This is a genomic window from Streptomyces sp. NPDC058307 (assembly GCF_042880295.1).
Taxonomy (GTDB): Bacteria; Actinomycetota; Actinomycetes; order Streptomycetales; family Streptomycetaceae; genus Streptomyces.
This window is the reverse complement of sequence record NZ_JBHVYZ010000009.1, coordinates 68050-86602: the sequence shown is the minus strand read 5'-3', so window position 1 is coordinate 86602 and position 18553 is coordinate 68050. Positions and strand designations below refer to the sequence as shown.

At 71.3% G+C, this 18553-nt stretch carries 19 protein-coding genes; 9 read left to right on the top strand and 10 right to left on the bottom strand.

Going from position 1 to position 18553, the window contains the following annotated elements; all coding sequences use genetic code 11:
* Positions 1-58 precede the first annotated feature (58 nt).
* A complete protein-coding gene (locus ACFVYN_RS09530; protein WP_389994926.1) occupies positions 59-511 on the bottom strand; it encodes a DUF2752 domain-containing protein in 453 nt (150 codons plus the stop codon).
* The gene (locus ACFVYN_RS09525) at positions 483-926 is read right to left on the bottom strand and encodes a TM2 domain-containing protein (RefSeq protein WP_389994923.1); all 444 of its coding nucleotides are present in this window, start codon (positions 924-926) and stop codon (positions 483-485) included. The genes ACFVYN_RS09530 and ACFVYN_RS09525 overlap by 29 nt, the downstream gene beginning before the upstream one ends.
* A 125-nt stretch (positions 927-1051) precedes the next feature.
* Here ACFVYN_RS09525 and ACFVYN_RS09520 point away from each other — a divergent pair, with 125 nt between their 5' ends.
* Together ACFVYN_RS09520 and ACFVYN_RS09515 are read left to right on the top strand one after the other, a co-directional pair.
* The gene (locus ACFVYN_RS09520) at positions 1052-1462 is read left to right on the top strand and encodes a VOC family protein (protein ID WP_389994920.1); all 411 of its coding nucleotides are present in this window, start codon (positions 1052-1054) and stop codon (positions 1460-1462) included.
* A 27-nt stretch (positions 1463-1489) separates the two neighbouring features.
* Positions 1490-2242 carry a TetR family transcriptional regulator gene (locus ACFVYN_RS09515; protein ID WP_389994918.1) on the top strand — a complete coding sequence of 251 codons (753 nt, stop codon included), beginning with the start codon at positions 1490-1492 and terminating at the stop codon, positions 2240-2242.
* Positions 2243-2247: 5 nt separating this feature from the next.
* Here the strand turns inward: ACFVYN_RS09515 and ACFVYN_RS09510 are convergent, their stop codons facing one another.
* Positions 2248-4656, bottom strand: coding sequence for an MMPL family transporter (locus tag ACFVYN_RS09510; RefSeq protein ID WP_389995130.1), 2409 nt, complete (start codon positions 4654-4656; stop codon positions 2248-2250).
* Positions 4657-4821: 165 nt separating this feature from the next.
* Here ACFVYN_RS09510 and ACFVYN_RS09505 point away from each other — a divergent pair, with 165 nt between their 5' ends.
* A complete protein-coding gene (locus ACFVYN_RS09505; protein ID WP_389994915.1) occupies positions 4822-5547 on the top strand; it encodes a response regulator transcription factor in 726 nt (241 codons plus the stop codon).
* A complete protein-coding gene (locus ACFVYN_RS09500) occupies positions 5544-6998 on the top strand; it encodes an ATP-binding protein (protein ID WP_389994912.1) in 1455 nt (484 codons plus the stop codon). Before ACFVYN_RS09505 ends, ACFVYN_RS09500 begins: the two co-directional genes overlap by 4 nt.
* 25 nt (positions 6999-7023) lie before the next feature.
* On the opposite strand, the gene ACFVYN_RS09495 is transcribed toward ACFVYN_RS09500, so the two are convergent.
* The 4 genes from ACFVYN_RS09495 to ACFVYN_RS09480 form a co-directional block, all read right to left on the bottom strand.
* Entirely contained in the window at positions 7024-7287 is a 264-nt protein-coding gene (locus ACFVYN_RS09495; protein WP_389994910.1) for a hypothetical protein, read from the bottom strand.
* A gap of 38 nt (positions 7288-7325) precedes the next feature.
* A complete protein-coding gene (locus tag ACFVYN_RS09490) occupies positions 7326-8882 on the bottom strand; it encodes an ABC transporter substrate-binding protein (RefSeq protein ID WP_389994907.1) in 1557 nt (518 codons plus the stop codon).
* Positions 8883-9076: 194 nt separating this feature from the next.
* Positions 9077-10363, bottom strand: a complete 1287-nt coding sequence (locus tag ACFVYN_RS09485) for a metallophosphoesterase (RefSeq protein ID WP_389994905.1) — start codon at positions 10361-10363, stop codon at positions 9077-9079.
* A 6-nt stretch (positions 10364-10369) separates the two neighbouring features.
* The gene (locus ACFVYN_RS09480) at positions 10370-10630 is read right to left on the bottom strand and encodes an SCO4848 family membrane protein (protein WP_389994902.1); all 261 of its coding nucleotides are present in this window, start codon (positions 10628-10630) and stop codon (positions 10370-10372) included.
* 91 nt (positions 10631-10721) lie between these two features.
* Between ACFVYN_RS09480 and ACFVYN_RS09475 the strand changes: the two genes are divergently transcribed.
* On the top strand, positions 10722-12017 hold the full coding sequence (locus ACFVYN_RS09475) for a D-alanyl-D-alanine carboxypeptidase family protein (protein WP_389994900.1): 1296 nt from the start codon (positions 10722-10724) through the stop codon (positions 12015-12017).
* Here the strand turns inward: ACFVYN_RS09475 and ACFVYN_RS09470 are convergent.
* Positions 11962-12873 (bottom strand): YihY/virulence factor BrkB family protein, encoded by a 912-nt coding sequence (locus tag ACFVYN_RS09470; RefSeq protein ID WP_389994897.1) that lies wholly within the window; start codon positions 12871-12873, stop codon positions 11962-11964. The genes ACFVYN_RS09475 and ACFVYN_RS09470 overlap by 56 nt on opposite strands.
* A gap of 216 nt (positions 12874-13089) precedes the next feature.
* Here ACFVYN_RS09470 and ACFVYN_RS09465 point away from each other — a divergent pair, with 216 nt between their 5' ends.
* Positions 13090-14463, top strand: coding sequence for an FAD-binding protein (locus ACFVYN_RS09465; protein WP_389994894.1), 1374 nt, complete (start codon positions 13090-13092; stop codon positions 14461-14463).
* Positions 14464-14500: 37 nt separating this feature from the next.
* A complete protein-coding gene (locus ACFVYN_RS09460) occupies positions 14501-15256 on the top strand; it encodes a decaprenylphospho-beta-D-erythro-pentofuranosid-2-ulose 2-reductase (protein ID WP_389994891.1) in 756 nt (251 codons plus the stop codon).
* A 39-nt stretch (positions 15257-15295) separates the two neighbouring features.
* On the opposite strand, the gene ACFVYN_RS09455 is transcribed toward ACFVYN_RS09460, so the two are convergent.
* Positions 15296-15880, bottom strand: a complete 585-nt coding sequence (locus ACFVYN_RS09455; protein WP_389994888.1) for a 2'-5' RNA ligase family protein — start codon at positions 15878-15880, stop codon at positions 15296-15298.
* A 187-nt stretch (positions 15881-16067) separates the two neighbouring features.
* Positions 16068-17081, bottom strand: coding sequence for a tryptophan--tRNA ligase (gene trpS, locus ACFVYN_RS09450; RefSeq protein ID WP_389994885.1), 1014 nt, complete (start codon positions 17079-17081; stop codon positions 16068-16070).
* A 142-nt stretch (positions 17082-17223) separates the two neighbouring features.
* Between trpS and ACFVYN_RS09445 the strand changes: the two genes are divergently transcribed.
* The gene (locus ACFVYN_RS09445; RefSeq protein WP_389994882.1) at positions 17224-17784 is read left to right on the top strand and encodes an RNA polymerase sigma factor; all 561 of its coding nucleotides are present in this window, start codon (positions 17224-17226) and stop codon (positions 17782-17784) included.
* Positions 17777-18553: hypothetical protein (locus tag ACFVYN_RS09440; protein ID WP_389994879.1), on the top strand; the 777-nt coding region annotated here is incomplete at its 3' end. The genes ACFVYN_RS09445 and ACFVYN_RS09440, both read left to right, overlap by 8 nt.

The window sequence follows — 18553 nt, the reverse complement described above, 5'->3', positions numbered from 1 at the left end:
CGCCGGCCCGGGAGGGTCGCAGGGACGGCTACGGGAACCTGTGACGGTCCCGTCGGCGTCATGGCCCGACGATGTTGCGGGCCACCGTCCAGGCCACGGCCACCGCGAGGACGGCCACCTGCGCCCGGGGGCTCAGCGTGGGGCGCCAGCGGCGGCCGTGCAGGCCCGCCCACGCCCAGCGGCCCAGCAGGACGAGGGCGTACGGCGAGGCGAGCAGCAGGGCCCGGTTGTCCAGCCAGGCCTCGGCGAGGTGGCCGTGCATCAGGTCGTACACCATGCGGGTGCCGCCGCAGGCCGGGCAGAGCAGGCCGGTGAGCATCCGGAACGGACACTGCGGCAGGACGTGGCCGGGCTCGTGCGGGTCGGTGCGGTAGAGGTACCCGGCACCGGCGGCCCCCGCGGCGAGCACCGCCGAGGGTGCCGTCGCGGGGTGGCGGAGGGGGGAGCGCCGTACGGGCACCGGCGTCTCGGCCCCCGGCGCCCTAGCTGCGGAGGATCCGGCCGTGTTCATCGGTGTGGTCGTTCCCGGTGAGCAGGAGGATGCCGTCGATCAGCGACCAGACGCCCAGGCCGCCGCAGGTGAAGAGTTGTGCGAGCCCCATCCCGACGTTGCCCAGGTAGAAGCGTCCCACGCCGAGGGTGCCCAGGGTGAGCTGGAGGATGCCCGCGATGACCTTCGACTTGTCGGAGTACGGCCGTCCGTACGGGTCGTAGCCGTAGGGGGCGTTGGGGTCTCCGGTGTACGTCCCCGGGGGCGGCGGGTAGTAGCCCGGCGGCGGGAATCCGAGGGGCGGGTAGCCCGGCTGCTGATAGCCCGGCGGGGGGCCCTGCGGCGGGTAGCCCGGCTGGGGGCCCGGCGGCGGATACCCCGGCTGCTGGGGGCCCTGCTGGGGGTCCTGCTGTTCCTGACCCTGCTGTTCGCTCAAGGGAGACTGCTCCTGGGGACCGAAGCGGGAGGACCCGCGAAAAGACGACAATGCGCCCGGTCATCATGCCCGACGACACCGCGTCGCAGAAGCCCGTTACGGCACCCCCGGCTTAATCTGACGACATGTCAGATGACCAGTCGTACGAACTGCTCGGATTCGACAACGTGCTGCTGCCCGTCGGGGACCTCGGCGAGGCGCTCTCCTTCTACGAGCGCGCGGGCTTCACGGTGGGCTTCCGGCTCGACGAGGCCGGGATCGCGCTGCTGAAGGTGGGCGGCGAGACGCCCGGGATCCTGCTCCGGCAGGAGGAGGGGCTGGGGCACCGGCCGCCGCCGTGGCCCGCCACACGCGTGTGGCTGGAGGTACCGGACGCCAGGACCGCCGCCCGGGAGCTGCGCACGGCCGGCGTCGAACTGCTCGACGAGCCCTTCTCCACGGTCACCGGCTGGACCATGGAGGTCGCCGACCCGTGGGGGAACGTCCTCGGGTTCACCGACTACACCAAGCGTCCGGAGCTCGGCCGACGAGCCTGAGGCCAGGCATGGTTAGGCTCTCTCTCCGTGCCTGCGAACAACGAAGGGCCCGACGAGGGCGGTACCACCGGCAAGTCCGAGCCGACGAGCAAGTCCGAACAGACGCGCGCGCTGATCCTGGAGACGGCCATGCGGCTGTTCCGGGAGCGGGGGTACGACAAGACCACCATGCGGGCCATCGCCCAGGAGGCCGGCGTCTCCGTCGGCAACGCGTACTACTACTTCGCGGGCAAGGAACACCTGATCCAGGGCTTCTACGACCGGATCGCCGCCGAGCACCAGGTGGCGGTCCGGGAGGTCCTGGCCCGGGAGAGCGACCTGGAGGCGCGTCTCGCGGCGGTCCTGAAGATCTGGCTGGACATCGCCCAGCCGTACCACGAGTTCGCGGTGCAGTTCTTCAAGAACGCCGCCGACCCCGACAGCCCGCTCAGTCCCTTCTCGCCCGAGTCGGAGCACGCGCGCGTGGAGGCGATCGCCGTACACCGCGAGGTGCTCCGGGGCGCGACGAGGACGAAGGTGCCCGAGGAACTGCGGGACATCCTCCCCGAGTTGATGTGGTTGTCCCAGATGGGGCTCGTCCTGTACTGGATCTTCGACCGCACGGCAGGACGTGAGCGCAGTTACCGGCTCGCGGAGCGCGGTGCCAAGCTCACCGCGAGGGGCGTGTCGCTGGCCCGGTTCCGGGTGCTCAGGCCGCTCGTACGGGAGGTGCACGAGCTGTTCACGGACTTCCTGCCGGGGATGACGAAGGCGATGCCGGACCCCGGCAGGAAGGCTTAGCCACATCAGTTGACGGCGTCCACCTCGCCGTCGGCCAGCTCCACGTCGTACACCAGCGGTCCCTCGCCCACGTCGACGTGCCGGGCGCGCGAGCCGTACGACGCGGCGGTGGCCGCCAGCAGATAGGTTCCCGGCGCCGGCACCGAGACGATGTACGAGCCGTCGGCCAGTGACTCCACCCGGTCCAGTTGCCGGCCCCCGGCCGACAGCAGCGTCACCGCGGCGCCCTCCAGCGGCTCCCCCTCCGTCGTACGGACGAAGCCGTGCACGGCCGATGCCGGGCCGCCGGGCGCGGGAGCCCCGGCCGGCGCGGCCGCCTCCTCCTTCGGCTCCACCGCCAGGTGCGGCAGCCGCTTCTCCAGCCCCTTGGGCAGCCACCAGTTGGAGTCGCCGAGCAGATGCATCGCGGCCGGCACCAGGGCCGTGCGCAGGATGAAGGCGTCCAGGGCCACGGCGGCCGCGAGGCCCACACCCGCCATCGCCGCCCCGGAGTCGCCGCTCAGGACGAACGCCAGGAACACGCAGACCATGATCAGGGCCGCGGAGTTGATCACGCGGCTGGTCTCGGCCAGGCCGACGCGGACCGCGCGGGCGTTGTCCTTGGTGTGGACCCATTCCTCGTGCATCCGGCTGACCAGGAACACCTGGTAGTCCATCGAGAGGCCGAACAGCAGGGACAGCATGATGACCGGCAGGAAGGCGTTGATCGGGCCCTCCTTGCCGAGGCTCAGCAGGTCCAGTCCCCAGCCCCACTGGAAGACCGCCACGAGGACGCCGAAGGAGGCGGCCGCCGCGATCAGGTTCATCACCGCGGCCGTCAGCGGCACCACCAGGGAGCGGAAGGCGATCAGGAGGAGCAGGAAGCCGAGGCCGATGATGGTCGCGATGAAGAGCGGCAGGCGGTCGCCGGTGACCGTCGCGAAGTCCTTGGAGACCGCCGTGACGCCGCCCACGTGGGCCTGCGCCCCGGCCTGCGGGATCACCTCGTCCCGCAGGGTGTCGATGAGCCGGTCGGTCTCCTCGGACTGCGGTGACGTGGTCGGGACGACCTGGATCACCGTCACGCCCCGCGCGGCCGGCAGCGCGGCGACCCGGGCGACCCCGTCGGTGCCCTGGATGCCCTTGACCAGGGCGGTGCCGTCGCCGCCGTCGGTGACCACCTGGAGCGGTCCGTTGAAGCCGGGGCCGAAGCCCTCGGCGAGCAGGTCGTACGCCTTCCTGGTGGTCGTCGTGGTGTCGTCGTTGCCCTGGTCGGTCGCGCCCAGGCGCAGCGACAGCACCGGCAGCGCGAGGACGGCCATGACGGCGAGGGCGAGCACGGCGGTCCGGCGCGGGCGCTTCTGCACGCCCGCCGACCAGCGGGCGGCCAGTCCGCTCGTGCGCTCCGGCTCGGGTCCGGTGGCGGCGAGCCTGCGCCGCTGCCGGCGGCTGAGCACCCGCTTGCCCAGGAAGCCGAGCAGCGCCGGCAGCAGGGTGGTGGCCGCGAGGACGCTCAGCACCACGGTCAGCGAGGTGCCGATGACCACACCGTCCAGGAAGCGCAGGTTGGTCACCAGCATTCCGGCGAGCGCGATGCACACGGTGCCGCCCGCGAACAGCACGGCACGGCCCGAGGTGTTGAGGGCGGTGACCACCGACTCCTCCGGGTCCATGCCGCGCAGAACGCCCTTGCGGTGCCGGGTGACGATGAACAGGGCGTAGTCGATGCCGACGCCGAGGCCTATCAAGGTGGCCAGCAGGGGGGCCAGGTCGGGGATGTCGGTGCCGTGGCTGAGCAGCTGCGTCGAGAACAGACCCATGCCGACACCGAAGACGGCGACGGCGAGCGGCAGCAGCATCGCGAAGAACGAGCCGAAGGCCAGGAACAGCACGACGGCCGCCGCCACGATACCGACCATCTCGGCGAGACCGGTGGGCGGTTCCTGCACTCGCTGGATCGCTTGACCGCCCAACTCGACCTGCAGCCCGGCGCGTTCGGCGCCCTGTGCGGTGTCGACGACGTCCTGGACCAGTTCCTTGGGTACGGCGTTCGCCTGGTCGGTGAAGGTGATCTGGGCGTACGCGATCCGCCCGTCGCCGCTGATCTGCGCCGCGCCCGCCTTGTAGGGGCTGGTCACGCCGCCGACGCCCTTCATGCCGGCGATCTTGTCGAGTGCGGGCTGGATCCGGGACCGTACGGCCTGGTCCCGTGCCGAGCCCTCGTCGACCTTCCACACCACCGTGTCGGTGTCGCCCGCGCTCTGCGGGAAGGCCTTCTCCATCAGGTCGTACGCCCGCTTGGAGTCCGTGTTCGGGAGGGAGAAGACGTTCGCGTAGTCCGTGCCCGCCGTCGAGGCCGAAAAGCCCAGGCCGAACAACGCCCCCACCCACAGCAACAGGACCACCAGCCGGTGCCGGTAACACCACCGTGCCAATGCCGCCACGCTCAACAGCTCCTCACTCGGTCGGTTGGTCCCCCAGGTCCTGCGCAACAGATTCGGTGGCGCCGCGCTCGCGTGGGGGCCGCACGCCATGACTCACAAGGAACTCCAAAGCAGCGAAGCCGCCCGGTTGTCAGTGGGCCCGTCGATACTGGGGGCATGACTGGGGGAATGGCCGAGGGCAGCGCCGGGGGAGAGACGAAGAGTCCGGGCACCGTGCTGGTGGTGGAGGACGAGGAGAGCATCGCCGACGTCCTCGCCATCGCCCTGCGCTACCACCGGTTCGAGGTGATGGTCGCGGGCTCCGTCCGCGAGGCGCTCGCGCTCACCGACCGCACCCGCCCGGACGCGGCCCTGCTCGACGTCATGCTGCCCGACGGCGACGGCCGCGCCCTCGGCCGTGAACTGCGCGAGCGGCGGCCCGACCTGGCCGTGGTCTTCCTCACCGCGCGGGACTCCCCCGCCGAGATCGTCGGCGCCCTCGGGTTCGGCGACGACTACATCACCAAGCCGTTCAACATCGACGAGGTCGTCGCCCGGATCACCGCGGTGCTGCGCCGCACCCGCCCCGCCGACGTCCTGCCGCAGCGCCCGCCGCTGCGCTACGGCGACCTGGAGCTGGACGAGACGACGTACTCGGTGCACCGCGACGGCCGCACGGTCCAGCTCACCCCCACCGAGTACGCACTGCTGCGCTTCCTGGTGCGCAACGGCGGCCGGATCGTCCCCAAGGAGCAACTCCTGCGCCACGTCTGGCAGTACGAGCACACGCCGCCCGAGTCGACCGTCGTGGAGACCTACATCAGCTATCTGCGGCGCAAGCTGGACACCCTGGGACCGCCGGTGATCACCACCCGGCGGGGTGTCGGGTACGGGCTCGCATGAGGTTGCGCCCGCTTCGTCCCCGACCCGGCATCCACTCGCTGCGCGCCAAGCTGACGCTGGCCAATGTGGTGCTGCTCGCGATCGGCATCGTCGCGGCGACCGCCGTGAGCGTGATGGGCATGCGGTACTACCTGCTCGACCAGATCGACAGCCAGCTCATCAAGACCCGTGACTCCCTGGCGGGTTCGGAGCTCACCCTGCGGGAGATCGACTCGCTGACCATGCTGAGCTTCGTCCGCGACCGGCTCATACCCGCCCAGGAGGACGACGACCACTCGGCCGAGACCGTCTTCGCGGCCGTCGACGGCCGCGGTGAGCCGATCGGGATCCTCGGCTTCGATCCGACCGAGTCCCAGCGGGGGCTGGCGAAGGCGGCGGGCGATCCGCGCGTGCTCGCCGACGACTCCGGGCCGCACGACGTCACCCTGGACGGCTCCACCTACCGCGCCACGGCGGCCCGGCTCGGCGACGGCACCTACGCGCTGCTCGCCGCGCCCACCGACGTCCTGCACCAGGGCGTCGCCAAGGCCGTCAAGCTCGATCTCGCGATCGGCAGCCTGCTGCTCGCCCTGCTGGCCTGTCTGACGATGTTCAGCGTCCGGCGCCGGATGCGGCCGCTGGAGGACATGGTGGAGACCTCCTCGGCGATCGCCGAGGGCGATCTGACCCGGCGCATCCCCTCCAGCTGCGAGACCACCCTGGAGGTCGAGCAGCTGCGGGTCGCGCTCAACTCGATGCTCCACCAGGTCGAGTCGGCGTACCGCACGCGCGAGCGCAGCGCGGCCCAGCTGCGCAGCTTCGTCGCCGACGCCTCGCACGAGCTGCGCACCCCGCTGTCCGCGATACGCGGCTACCTCCAGCTGTACGACAAGGGCATGCTCTCCGACCCGGACGACCGCAAGCGCGCCTGGGCCCGGGTGCTCGCGGAGACCGACCGGATGGGGCGGCTCGTCGACGAGCTGCTCACCCTCGCCCGCCTCGACCAGCAGCCCGAGCTGCGGTTCAGGAACGTCGACCTGAGCCGGCTGGTGCGGGACGCGGCCGAGGATCTGCGGGTGCAGCAGCCCGACCGGCCGGTCGAGGTCGCCGCCGAGGGCTCGGTGCTGGTGCGGGCCGACGAGTCGGGGCTCAGACAGGTCCTGGGCAACCTGGTGGGCAACGTGCGCACGCACACGCCCGCCGAGGTGCCGGTGCGGCTGGGCGTGGAGCGCGAGGACGGGGTCGTACGGCTGTGTGTCGCGGACAAGGGTCCGGGGCTGTCGGCGGACGACGCGGCCCGCGTCTTCGACCGGTTCTTCCGCGTCGGCGGCGGCGCGGGCAGCGGCCTGGGCCTCGCGATCGTGCAGGGGGTGGTCCGGGCCCACGGCGGCGAGGTGGCGGTGCGCACGGCACCGGGCGAGGGTCTTGCGGTGACGGTCACCCTGCCGGTGCGGGCGCCCGCGGGGCAGTGACTCGACGCGTACGTCCGCCGTCCGCTCAGTCGGCCGTCACCAGGGCCCACACGGTCCTGCCGTGCCGGCCCCGGCTCCACACCCTCCACGCGGTGGCGACGTTCTCCACCAGGTGCAGGCCCCGGCCGGTCTCCTCGGACTGGCCGACCACCCGCAGCCGGGGTTCCAGCCGGCCCTCGTCTTCCAGCCGGCCCTCGTCGGAGACCTCTATGAGGCAGGAGCCGTCCGCGAGGGCGGTCACCGCGACCTCAGCCGGAAGGAGTTGCGTCTCGGCACGTCCGCTCCTCACCCCGCGAACGTGTCGGATACGGCGCGATGACGTCGGGGTCAGATCCAGCTGAGGCGCCAGAGCCGGAAGACCCCGGTGCCGTCCGAGAGGTACTGGCCGCCACCGACGTCCTCGGTGGTCACGACGTACTCCTTGGCCTGCCACAACGGGATGACCGGGATGTCGTGGGCGATCGACGCCTGGACGTCGCGGAAGTCCTGCTCGGCCTCGCCGCGGTCGGCGTAGCGCCGGCTGTCCTGAATCAGGTGGTCGACCTCGTTGCTGCTGTAGCCGGTGTTCATGGTGCCGTCGGTGCCGACCAGCGGGGAGCCGTAGGTGTCCGGGTCGGGGTAGTCGGCCACCCAGCCGACCGCGTAGGCGTCCAGCTTCCCGGTCGCCCAGCGCTTTTGGAAGTCGGTCCACTCGTAACCCTTGAGGGTCACCTTGAACAGGCCGCCGGCCTCCAGCTGCTTCTTGAGCGCCTTGGCCTCCGCGACGGCGGAACCGCTGTTCAGGCCGTAGCCGTAGGTGAAGCTGACCGGGGTGCTCACGCCGGCCTCGGTGAGCAGGGCGCGGGCCTTCTTGACGCTCGGCTCCGGGTAGGCGTCGAAGAACGACGTGGTGTGGCCGGTGATGCCGGCCGGGATCAGAGAGTAGAGCGGGTCGACGGTCCCCTCGTACACCGAGGCGGCCAGCTGCTCGCGGTTGATCAGCCAGGCCATGGCCTGACGCACCTTGACGTCGTGCAGCGGCTTGCCCGCGCGGGTGTTGAGGTAGAGGTTGCGGACCTCGGAGCTGTCGGCCTCCGAGACGCGCTGGCCGGGGTCGCTCGGGTTCAGCGCGGCGAGCACGTCGGGCGGCAGCTGGCGGTAGGCGACGTCGACCTGCTTCGCCTTCCAGGCACTGTTCAACTTGGCCGAGTCGCCGTAGTAGTCGAGTTCCACGGGGCGCCCGGTGCCGCTGATCTCGCCCTTGTAGTCGCCGTTGGGCGCGAGGACCGCCTTCTTCCCCTTGGTGTACGACGTCAGCTCGTACGGCCCGGTGCCGTCGACGCCGTAGTCCTTGCGCAGGGAGTTCGCGGGGTACTTGGTGCTGTCGACGATGGCGCCGGCTCCCGTGGCCACCTTGAACGGGAAGGTGGCGTCGGGCGAGGACAGCCGGAAGGTGACCGTCCGGCCGCTGGCACCGACCGACTCCAGGGTGTCCAGCAGGGAGGCCGGACCGACGTCGGAGTTGATCTTCTTGACCCGGTCGAAGGAGTACTTGACGTCCTTCGCGGTCATCTCGCGGCCGCTCGGGAACGTGAGCCCCTTGCGCAGCACACAGCGGTAGGTGCGCAGATCACTGCCCTCGAAGGCACAGCTCTCGGCCGCGTCGGGCACGGGTGTGACACTGCCCGGCTCGAAGGCCAGCAGTGACTGGAAGACGTTGTTGAACAGCGCCCAGGAACCGGCGTCGTAGGCGCCGGCCGGATCGAGCGAGGTGACCTCGTCGGTCGTCCCCACCTTGATCGCCCTGCCCGTGCTCCCCTCTGCCGGGAGCAACTGCCAGCCCCCTACCCCCACAACCCCCAGAACGAGCAGCGTCGCGAGAATCCGCATGCGAACCGACCGCATCGGTTTGCCCTCCCCGGACCCCTCTGGGTCCCAGTGCACATGCCACCCCTAGTGGCGCGGATCACCTAATCACAGGTGTTTCACCTGGGGGAAGAGGGATTTGTGGAGTTGGGCAAGACGTTACCGCAAGGCGTTTCGATCATGTTTCACAGGGCTCTCACAGAGTCTCCCGGTGAAGATCCTCCCGGCGTTGCTCAGGCCTGCTTCGACGCCAGTTCGATCACGGTGATGTCCGACGGGGCGCCTACGCGCGTGGGCGGGCCCCAGGCACCGGCGCCGCGGCTGACGTAGAGCTGTGTGTCGCCGTAGCGCTCCAGGCCGGCGACCGTCGGGTTCGCGAGCTCCGCGACGAGGTTGCCGGGCCAGAGCTGGCCGCCGTGGGTGTGGCCGGAGAGCTGGAGGTCGACACCGTGGTCGACCGCGTCGTGGATCTGGACCGGCTGGTGGGCCAGGAGCACGCACGCGCGTGCCGTGTCCCGGTCGCCTAGGGCCTTGGCGAAGTCGGGGCCCTGGCCCTCGCTCTCGCCCGCGATGTCGTTGACGCCGGCGAGGTCGAACCAGGCCAGTTCCGTACGGTCGTTCTCCAGCGGGCGCAGACCGAGCCGCCGTACCTCCTCGACCCACTGCTCGGCGCCGGAGAAGTACTCGTGGTTGCCGGTGACGAAGAACGAGCCGTGCCGTGCCTCCAGCTGGGCGAGGGGCGCGGCCGCCGGGCCCAGGTCCTTCACGCTGCCGTCGACCAGGTCGCCGACGACCGCGATCAGGTCGGGCCGGGTGGAGTTGATGGTGTCGACGACCTTCTGGGCGAAACCGCGGCCGAGCACCGGGCTCAGATGGATGTCGCTGACCACCGCGATCCGGTAGCCGTGCGCCGCGCGCGGGAGCTTCGCCAGCGGCACGGTGACCCGCTTGACCCTGGGGCCGCGCAGGACGCCGTAGGTGCCCTGGCCGACGGTCCCCACGGCGGCCGCGGCGGCGGCTCCGGCGACGACCCGGGAGACGATCAGGCGGCGGGAGGGGGCGGTGGCCTGGGTGGCGCCACCGGGTTCCCGCGGCTCCTCTGACGCCGGCCCGCCCTCCCCCGGCTCCTGCGGCTTCTCGCCCGGCGCTCCCGCCGGCACCCGCTCCGGACGCGGTACGGCGGCCACGGCCGGCTCCCCGCGCCGGTCCCGGCGTTCGAGGAGACGTCGTAGCAGGGGCCGTACGACCTCTCCGGCCACGACCGCGAGCAGCAGGTAGATCGACAGCGCCAGCCACAGGAAGCCCGGCCACGCGAGCACGCGCTGGAGCCAGAAGGGGGCGCCGGTGCGCTCCGCGACCAGGGCGGCGATCGCCAGCACCCAGCCGCCCCCGATGAGCACCGCGCCCGCGCGGCGGACCCGGCCGGGGCGGCCGGTGGTGTCGCGGAACAGGCGGCGCCACAGGTACCAGTTGGCCGTCACGAGGACGGCCAGGGCGAGCAGTGCGAAGACGATGACCACGGTCTGCTAACTCTCGGGGGTCGGCTGTGAGTTCCGGCGCAGTGTGCGCACCGAACGCAACCCGATGAGCCCGACGACCGTCCCCAGTACGAAGGAGACGACGGCCAGCAGCAGGTGCACCCAGAAGTAGCCCGTAGGGTCGCCCGCGTCGTCGAACGCGAGCCCGCTGGCGTCCTTGACGAGGTTCTTGACGAAAGTGATCCAGATGATCCAGCTCCACACCCCGAAGGCGAGCAGGAACCAGGAGACGGGGCGGCTGAGCTTCATGGGTCCAGTATCGCGGGCCGTCGCCCCGTTCGGCGGCCGGGGTGGGGCGCGTGGTGGGACTTCACCGTCCGCGCCATGTACGTTCCTGAGCGTGTCCGCTCCCCACAAGAAGACCGCCGGGCGATCCCTGCTGGTCACCTCCGCCGCCCTGTCGTCCCTCGCGCTGAGCGCGCCCGTCGCCCTCGCGGCTCTCCATCCGTCACCGAGCGCGTCCCCGAGCGCCACTCCCCCGGCGACCATGTCGCACGTGGGCGGCGCGCGGCTCGGACAGGCGGGCACACAGGTCAATCTCGCGAGCGGCGTCCCGGTGCTGCCGAAGGACATCACCGCGCGCTCCTGGATCGTCACCGACGCCGAGTCCGGCGATGTGCTCGCCTCGCACAACGCGCACTGGCGGCTGCCTCCCGCGAGCACCATGAAGATGCTCTTCGCGGACACCGTGCTGCCGAAGTTCGCCAGGACCGAGAAGCACAAGGTCGTCCCCTCCGACCTCGCGGGCATGGGCGCCGGCTCCAGCCTGGTCGGGATAAAGGAGGGCGAGACCTACACGGTCCACGATCTGTGGCTCGGCGTTTTCCTTCGCTCCGGCAACGACGCGGTGCATGTCCTGTCGGCGATGAACAAGGGCGTCGCCAAGACCGTCCAGGAGATGAACGAGCACGCCGAGGAGCTCCAGGCCCTCGACACGCATGTGGTCAGCCCCGACGGCTACGACGCCCCCGGCCAGGTGTCCTCCGCCTACGACCTGACCCTGTTCGCCCGCTCCGGGCTGCAGAAGAAGGACTTCCGCGAGTACTGCTCGACGGTCACCGCGAAGTTCCCGGGCGAGACGGAGAAGGACAAGAAGGGCAAGATCGTCCGCAAGCCCTTCGCGATCCAGAACACCAACCGGCTGCTGAGCGGCGACTACGACATCGCGCAGTACCAGGGCATCGCAGGTGTGAAGAACGGCAACACCACCAATGCCGGCGCCACCTTCACGGGTGTGGCCGAGCGCAATGGCAGGGTGCTGCTCGTCACCGTCATGAACCCGTCGAAGGAAGAGCACAACGAGGTCTACAAGGAGACCGCGAAGCTCTTCGACTGGGGCTTCAAGGCGGCCGGCAAGGTGCAGCCGGTGGGTGAGCTGGTGCCGCCGAAGGGCGCCGCGCAGCCGGGGACCTCCGGTCAGGCCGGGGGCGGGTCCGGCGGCTCCGGACAGTCCGCGGGTCAGGGGGCTTCGGCGAAGCACGTCGCGTCCGCCACGGCCGACGGCGGCTCCCGCGGCATGGAGACCGCCTTCGCGATCGCCGGGGGGCTCGTCGTGCTGCTCGCGGGCGCCGCGTTCCTCGTCAACCGCCGCTGGCCGCTGCCGGATCTGGTACGTCGTCGCTCGCCTCGTCCGTGAGCTCCTGCTCCTTGCTCCCCGTCGCCGTCCACGCGGCGCAGAACAGCACCAGTTTCGCCGTGAAGTTGATCCACAGCAGCAGGGCGACGGGGACGCCGAACGCGCCGTACATGCTCTTCGTCGCCACGCCCTGCATATAGCCGCTCAGCAGCAGCTTCAGCAGTTCGAAGCCGACCGCGCCGGTCAGTGCGGCCACGGACAGCCGGCGGCGCGCCGGCTCGACCCCGGGCAGCAGGGTCAGGACGTACAGCAGGAGCAGGAAGTCGGCGAGTACGGCGATGACGAACGCGGCGATGCGCAGCAGGAACCGGCCCGCACCGCCCTCCTGGAGGCCCAGTTCACCGCCGATCCAGTCGACCAGCGCGGAGGCGACGGTGGAGATGGCGAGCGTGACCAGGACGGCGCCGCCGAGCCCGACCAGGATGCCCAGGTCCTTGCCCTTGCGCAGGATCGGGTTCTCGTCCTCGTCGGGCAGCTCCCACACCGCGCGCAGACACTCGCGCATCCACCCGGCCCAGCCGATGCCGGTGAACAGCAGGGCGGCCGCGGCGATGAGCCCGACGGTGCCGGCGTTCTGCACCAGGTCGCCGATGTTCAGCTGGTCGGAGATGCCGGGGACCTGGTCGGCGATCTTGTCCTGGAGGTCGTTCTGCTGCTTCGTGCTGAGCGTCGCGGCGGCGATCGCGGCGGCCACGGTGAGCAGCGGGAACAGCGCGACGAAGCTGGAGAACGTCATCGCCGCGGCCAGCCGGGTCCACTTCACCCGGTCCAGCCGCTCGTACGACCGCCACGCGTGCGTGGCCGTCAGGCGCACCCAGAGCGGCCCGACGACGGGGAGTCTCTTCAGCCAGTCCATGAGCGGATCTTGCCCTCCGTGTGGATGACCGATGTGTGAGTACCGCTTCGGAAGTCGGGCCGGCGGGTGTGCCGCGTTCCCTGCCGTCCCGCACGCGTCATGTCCCCCGTTCGGAACTCCGACCATATGGAGTGACATCCCATTAATCACCCATTGCGGGTAGAGAGACAGGGTTTATGAGCTGATCGCCCCTATAGCGGCGATACGGTCACCGGCATGTCTGCCGACACCGTTCCCGTCACGGGATGGGGCCGCACCGCCCCCACCGCGGCCCGCTCGATCCGCCTGCGGAGCTACGAGGAGGCCGTGGCCGCCGTCCGGGGCTGCGGGGCCCGCGGCGGCATCCCGAGGGGCCTGGGGCGGGCCTACGGGGACGCGGCGCAGAACGCCGGCGGCGCGGTGTTCGACATGACCGCTCTGAACCGTGTCCACGCGATCGACGCCGAGGGCGGCACCGTGCTGTGCGACGCGGGCGTCTCCCTGCACCGGCTCATGGAGGTGCTGCTGCCGCTCGGCTGGTTCGTGCCGGTGACGCCCGGCACCCGCTACGTCACGGTCGGCGGGGCGATCGGCGCGGACATCCACGGCGGGAACCACCATGTGTCCGGCTCCTTCTCCCGCCATGTGCTGTCGTTCGAACTCCTCACCGCCGACGGCGGGATCCGCACCGTGCGCCGCGGCACGCCCCTGTTCGACGCGACCACCGGCGGCATGGGCCTGACCGGGATGATCCTCACCGCGACGGTCCAGCTCCAGCCGGTCGAGACCTCGCTGATGTCGGTCGACACGGAACGCGCCCGGGACCTCGACGACCTGATGGTCCGTCTGACGACCGGGGATCGCGGTTACCGCTACTCGGCCGCCTGGATCGACCTGCTGGCCCGCGGGGCCGCGACGGGGCGGGCGGTGCTGACCCGGGGCAACCACGCGCCGCTCAAGGCGCTGCGGACGCCGGGCCTTCTCGGCGGGGGCACGCGCGCGCGTAGAGACCCGCTGGCCTTTCGGCCCGCGCGCTTCCCGGCCCCGCCCGCCTTCCTGCCCGAGGGGCTCGTCAACCGCACGACCGTGGGGCTGTTCAACGAGTTCTGGTACCGCAGGGCACCCCGCGCGCGTACCGGCCGGCTGCAGAGGATCTCCGCCTTCTTCCACCCCCTGGACGGCGTGCCCCACTGGAACCGGGTCTACGGCCGCGGCGGCCTCGTGCAGTACCAGTTCGTCGTGGGAGACGGCCAGGAGGAGTCGCTGCGCCGGATCGTGCGGCGGGTCTGCGGGCAGCGGTGCCCGTCCTTCCTCGCTGTCCTCAAGCGGTTCGGGGACGCCGATCCCGGATGGCTCTCCTTCCCGGTGCCCGGCTGGACCCTGGCCCTGGACATCCCGGCCGGGCTGCCGGGCCTCGGCGCCCTCCTCGACGAACTCGACGAGGAGGTGGCCGCGGCCGGCGGGCGGGTCTGCCTCGCCAAGGACTCCCGGCTGCGGCCGGAGCTGCTCGCCGCGATGTACCCGCGCCTCGACGACTTCCGTGCGCTGCGCGCCGAGCTCGATCCGCGCGGGGTGTTCACCTCCGACCTGTCCCGCCGTCTCGCCCTCTGAGTCCGTGAAGATCCCCGGCCCTCCCAAGGAGCTGCTCGTGAAGGACGCCTTCGGCCTCCCTCAGTCCCTGCTCGTCCTCGGCGGTACGTCCGAGATCGCGCTGGCCACCGCCCGCCGTCTCGTCGTCCGCCGTACCCGCACGGTGTGGCTCGCGGGACGCCCCTCCCCCGGCCTGGAGTCGGCCGCCGCCGAACTGCGCACGCTGGGGGCCGAGGTCCGCACCGTCGCCTTCGACGCACTGGACCCCGAGTCCCACGAGGCGGTGCTCGGGAAGGTGTTCGCCGAGGGCGACATCGACATGGTGCTGCTCGCCTTCGGGATCCTCGGCGACCAGGCCCACGACGAGCGGGAGCCGGTCGCCGCGGTGCGGGTGGCGCAGACCAACTACACGGGCGCCGTCTCGGCCGGTCTGGTGTCCGCGCGCGCCTTGCAGTCCCAGGGGCACGGCTCGCTCGTCGTGCTCTCCTCGGTCGCCGGCGAGCGTGCCCGCCGCGCCGACTTCATCTACGGCTCCAGCAAGGCCGGCCTCGACGTGTTCGCACAGGGGCTCGGCGACGCCCTGCACGGCACGGGCGTGCACGTGATGGTCGTACGGCCGGGATTCGTGCGGTCGAGGATGACGGCCGGTCTCGCGGAGGCGCCCCTCGCGACTACTCCGGAGGCCGTCGCGACGGCGATCGAACTGGGTCTGAGGCGCCACTCGGAGACGGTGTGGGTGCCCGGGGCGCTGCGGATGGTGATGTCGGCGATGCGGCATGTGCCGCGGGCGGTGTTCCGGCGGCTGCCGCTGTAACTGCTGGTATGGCTGGTGGATCTGCGGCTGTACCAGGAGTTACAGCTGACTCGTGGGCAGGGAACCGCGCTCCACGTGCCCCGCCTGAGGCGGTACGGCCGATCTCCCGAAGGTGAACTCGCGCAGCTTGCGCCACACCCCGTCGGCGCCCTGCTCGTAGAGCGCGAAGCCGGTGCACGGCCACTCGGCCTCGAAGTCGGCGAGCTCCTCGAAGGCGCGGTCCATGGCCGCCTCGTCGATGCCGTGGGCCACCGTGACGTGCGGGTGGTACGGGAACTGGAGTTCCCGCGCGACCGGCCCCGAGGCGTCACGGACCTGCTTCTGGAGCCAGGTGCAGGCCTCGGCGCCCTGGGCGACCTGGACGAAGACGACGGGGGACAGCGGCCGGAAGGTGCCGGTGCCGGACAGCTTCATCGGGAACGGCCGGCCCGCCGCGGCGACCTCGGTGAGGTGCGCCTCGATGGCGGTCAGCGCGGTGTCCGCGACCTCTGTGGGCGGCAGCAGGGTGACATGGGTGGGGATGCCGTGAGCCGCGGCGTCGCCGAAGCCCGCGCGCCGCTCCTGGAGCAGGCTGCCGTGAGGCTCCGGGACCGCGATCGACACACCGATCGTTACGGTCCCCACGTCGTCTCCTGTTCGTCCCTGTCGCCCTGTCGGATTCGTTCCCGGCCGTCCGCCTATCGACTGTACGGCCACGGCTGTGCTGTGGGCAGGCGCAGGCATAGTGATGTGCAGCGCTCTGTCCGGTGGTGCTGGTGTGCGGTGGTACGCCCGGTGTCCCGCCGCAGGTGCCGACGGGCCGGGGCGGCGTTCAGTGCTTGGCGGGCAGGAAGCCGACCTTCTCGTACGTCTGGGAGAGGGTCTCCGCGGCGACCGCGCGGGCCTTCTCGGCGCCCTTGGCCAGGATCGAGTCCAGCGTCTCCGGGTCGTCCAGGTACTGCTGGGTCCGCTCCCGGAACGGCGTGACGAAGTCGACGACGATCTCGGCCAGGTCCGTCTTGAGCGCGCCGTAGAGCTTGCCCTCGTACTGCTGCTCCAGCTCCGGGACGCCGGTGCCGGTCAGGGTCGAGTAGATGGTGAGCAGGTTGCTGACGCCCGGCTTGTTCTCGGCGTCGTAGCGGATGACGGTGTCGGTGTCCGTGACCGCGCTCCTGACCTTCTTGGCGGTGGCCTTCGGCTCGTCGAGGAGGTTGATGAGGCCCTTCGGCGTGGAGGCCGACTTGCTCATCTTGATCGACGGGTCCTGGAGGTCGTAGATCTTCGCCGTCTCCTTGAGGATGTACGGCTTCGGGATGGTGAAGGTCTCGCCGAAGCGGCCGTTGAAGCGGGTGGCGAGGTCGCGGGTCAGCTCGACGTGCTGACGCTGGTCCTCGCCGACCGGGACCTCGTTGGCCTGGTAGAGCAGGATGTCCGCGACCTGGAGGATCGGGTAAGTGAACAGGCCGACGCTCGCGCTGTCGGCGCCCTGCCGGGCGGACTTGTCCTTGAACTGGGTCATGCGGGAGGCCTCGCCGAAGCCGGTGAGGCAGTTCATGACCCAGGCGAGCTGGGCGTGCTCGGGGACGTGGCTCTGGACGAAGAGCGTGCAGCGCTCCGGGTCGAGGCCCGCGGCGAGGAGTTGCGCGGCGGCCAGGCGGGTGTTGGCCGTGAGCTCCTTCGGGTCCTGCGGAATCGTGATCGCGTGCAGGTCGACGACCATGTAGAACGCGTCGTGGGTCTCCTGCAGGGCCACCCACTGGCGGACGGCGCCGAGGTAGTTGCCGAGGTGGAACGAGCCGGCGGTGGGCTGGATTCCGGAGAGCACGCGGGGTCGATCAGAGGCCATGCTCACCATTCTCTCAGGTGCCGGGGGGCGATCCGGAACCAGTCGGAAACAGATGTGCCACGGGTGGGAACCGATTCGGTCCGGGTGGTGTATCCATCGTGTGAGGACGCGGGAGGGGGGCCGCATCGTCGATGAGGCCGCGGTGATCGCACGCGTACGCGCCGGGGATCCGGAGGCGTACGCGGAGCTGGTGCGGGCCCATACGGGCCTGGCGATGCGAGCGGCCACCGCGCTCGGGGCGGGTGCGGACGCGGAGGACGTGGTGCAGCAGGCCTTCGTCAAGGCGTACTGCTCGCTGGGCCGTTTCAGGGAGGGCTCGGCGTTCAAGCCGTGGTTCATGTCGATCGTGGCCAATGAGACGAGGAACACAGTGCGCGCGGCGGCACGCCAGCGCACCCTCGCCGGTCGCGAGGCGGCCTTCGCGGAGGCGGAGCCGCTGATACCGGAATCGGCGGACCCGGCGGTCGCGGCCGTGGAGACAGAGCGCCGCGCCGCACTGGAGTCCGCGCTGGAGAGGCTGAGCGAGGAACACCGTCTGGTCGTCACCTACCGCTATCTGCTGGAGATGGACGAGTCCGAGACCGCCCAGGCCCTGGGCTGGCCCCGGGGGACGGTGAAGTCCCGGCTGAACCGCGCGCTGCGCAAGCTCGGCAAGCTGCTGCCCGATGCCGAACCCCGGGAAGGGGGTGATGAGCGTGAGTGAGCCCTACGACGGTGCGGGCGCCGACGGAAGCGCGCGTAAGCGTGCGTCCCGGCTGCCCGAGGAGCTGCGGGCGTTCGGGCGTTCGCTGGACGCGTCGGGTGCGGGCGGGTCGGAGTCGATGGTGGAGCGGGTGCTGGAGCAGATACTCGCCGAGCGGCTGCCGGTCCCGGTGGCCCAGGCGCCGCGCCCCGGTGAGCGGTTGCGGGCGGTGCGGCGGTGGACGCGGGCGCGGTGGCGCTCGCTGACCGCGACGCTGTGCGGGCTGCTGGCGGTCCTCGCGCTCACGCCTCCGGTGCGGGCGGCGGTCCTGGACTGGTTCGACTTCGGCGGGGTCGAGGTGCGGTACGACCCGTCGGCGGTGCCCTCGCCGGGGGCCGAGGTGCCCGGTTGCGGGCGCTCGGTGTCGCTGGGACAGGCCGGGCGGCAGGCGGGGTTCGAGCCGCTGGTGCCGGTGGCGCTCGGCGCTCCGGACGTGGTGACGGTGACGGCCGAGCCGCGGGGGCGGTCCCTGGTGAGCCTGTGCTGGCGTGAGCGGGGGCGCGCCGTCCGGCTGGACGAGTATCCGGCCCGTCTGGACATCGGCTTCACCAAGAGCGTGCGGGAGCAGCCGGAGTGGCTCTCGCTGCACAGGGCCTCCTCGGACCCCTCGGACACCGGGGCGGTCAATGACACCGCTCTGTGGTTTCCGCGGCCCCACCTGCTGAGCTTCTGGCTGGTGGACGCGGCCGGCTCCCACTACACCCGTGAGCAGCGCACCGCCGGGCCGACG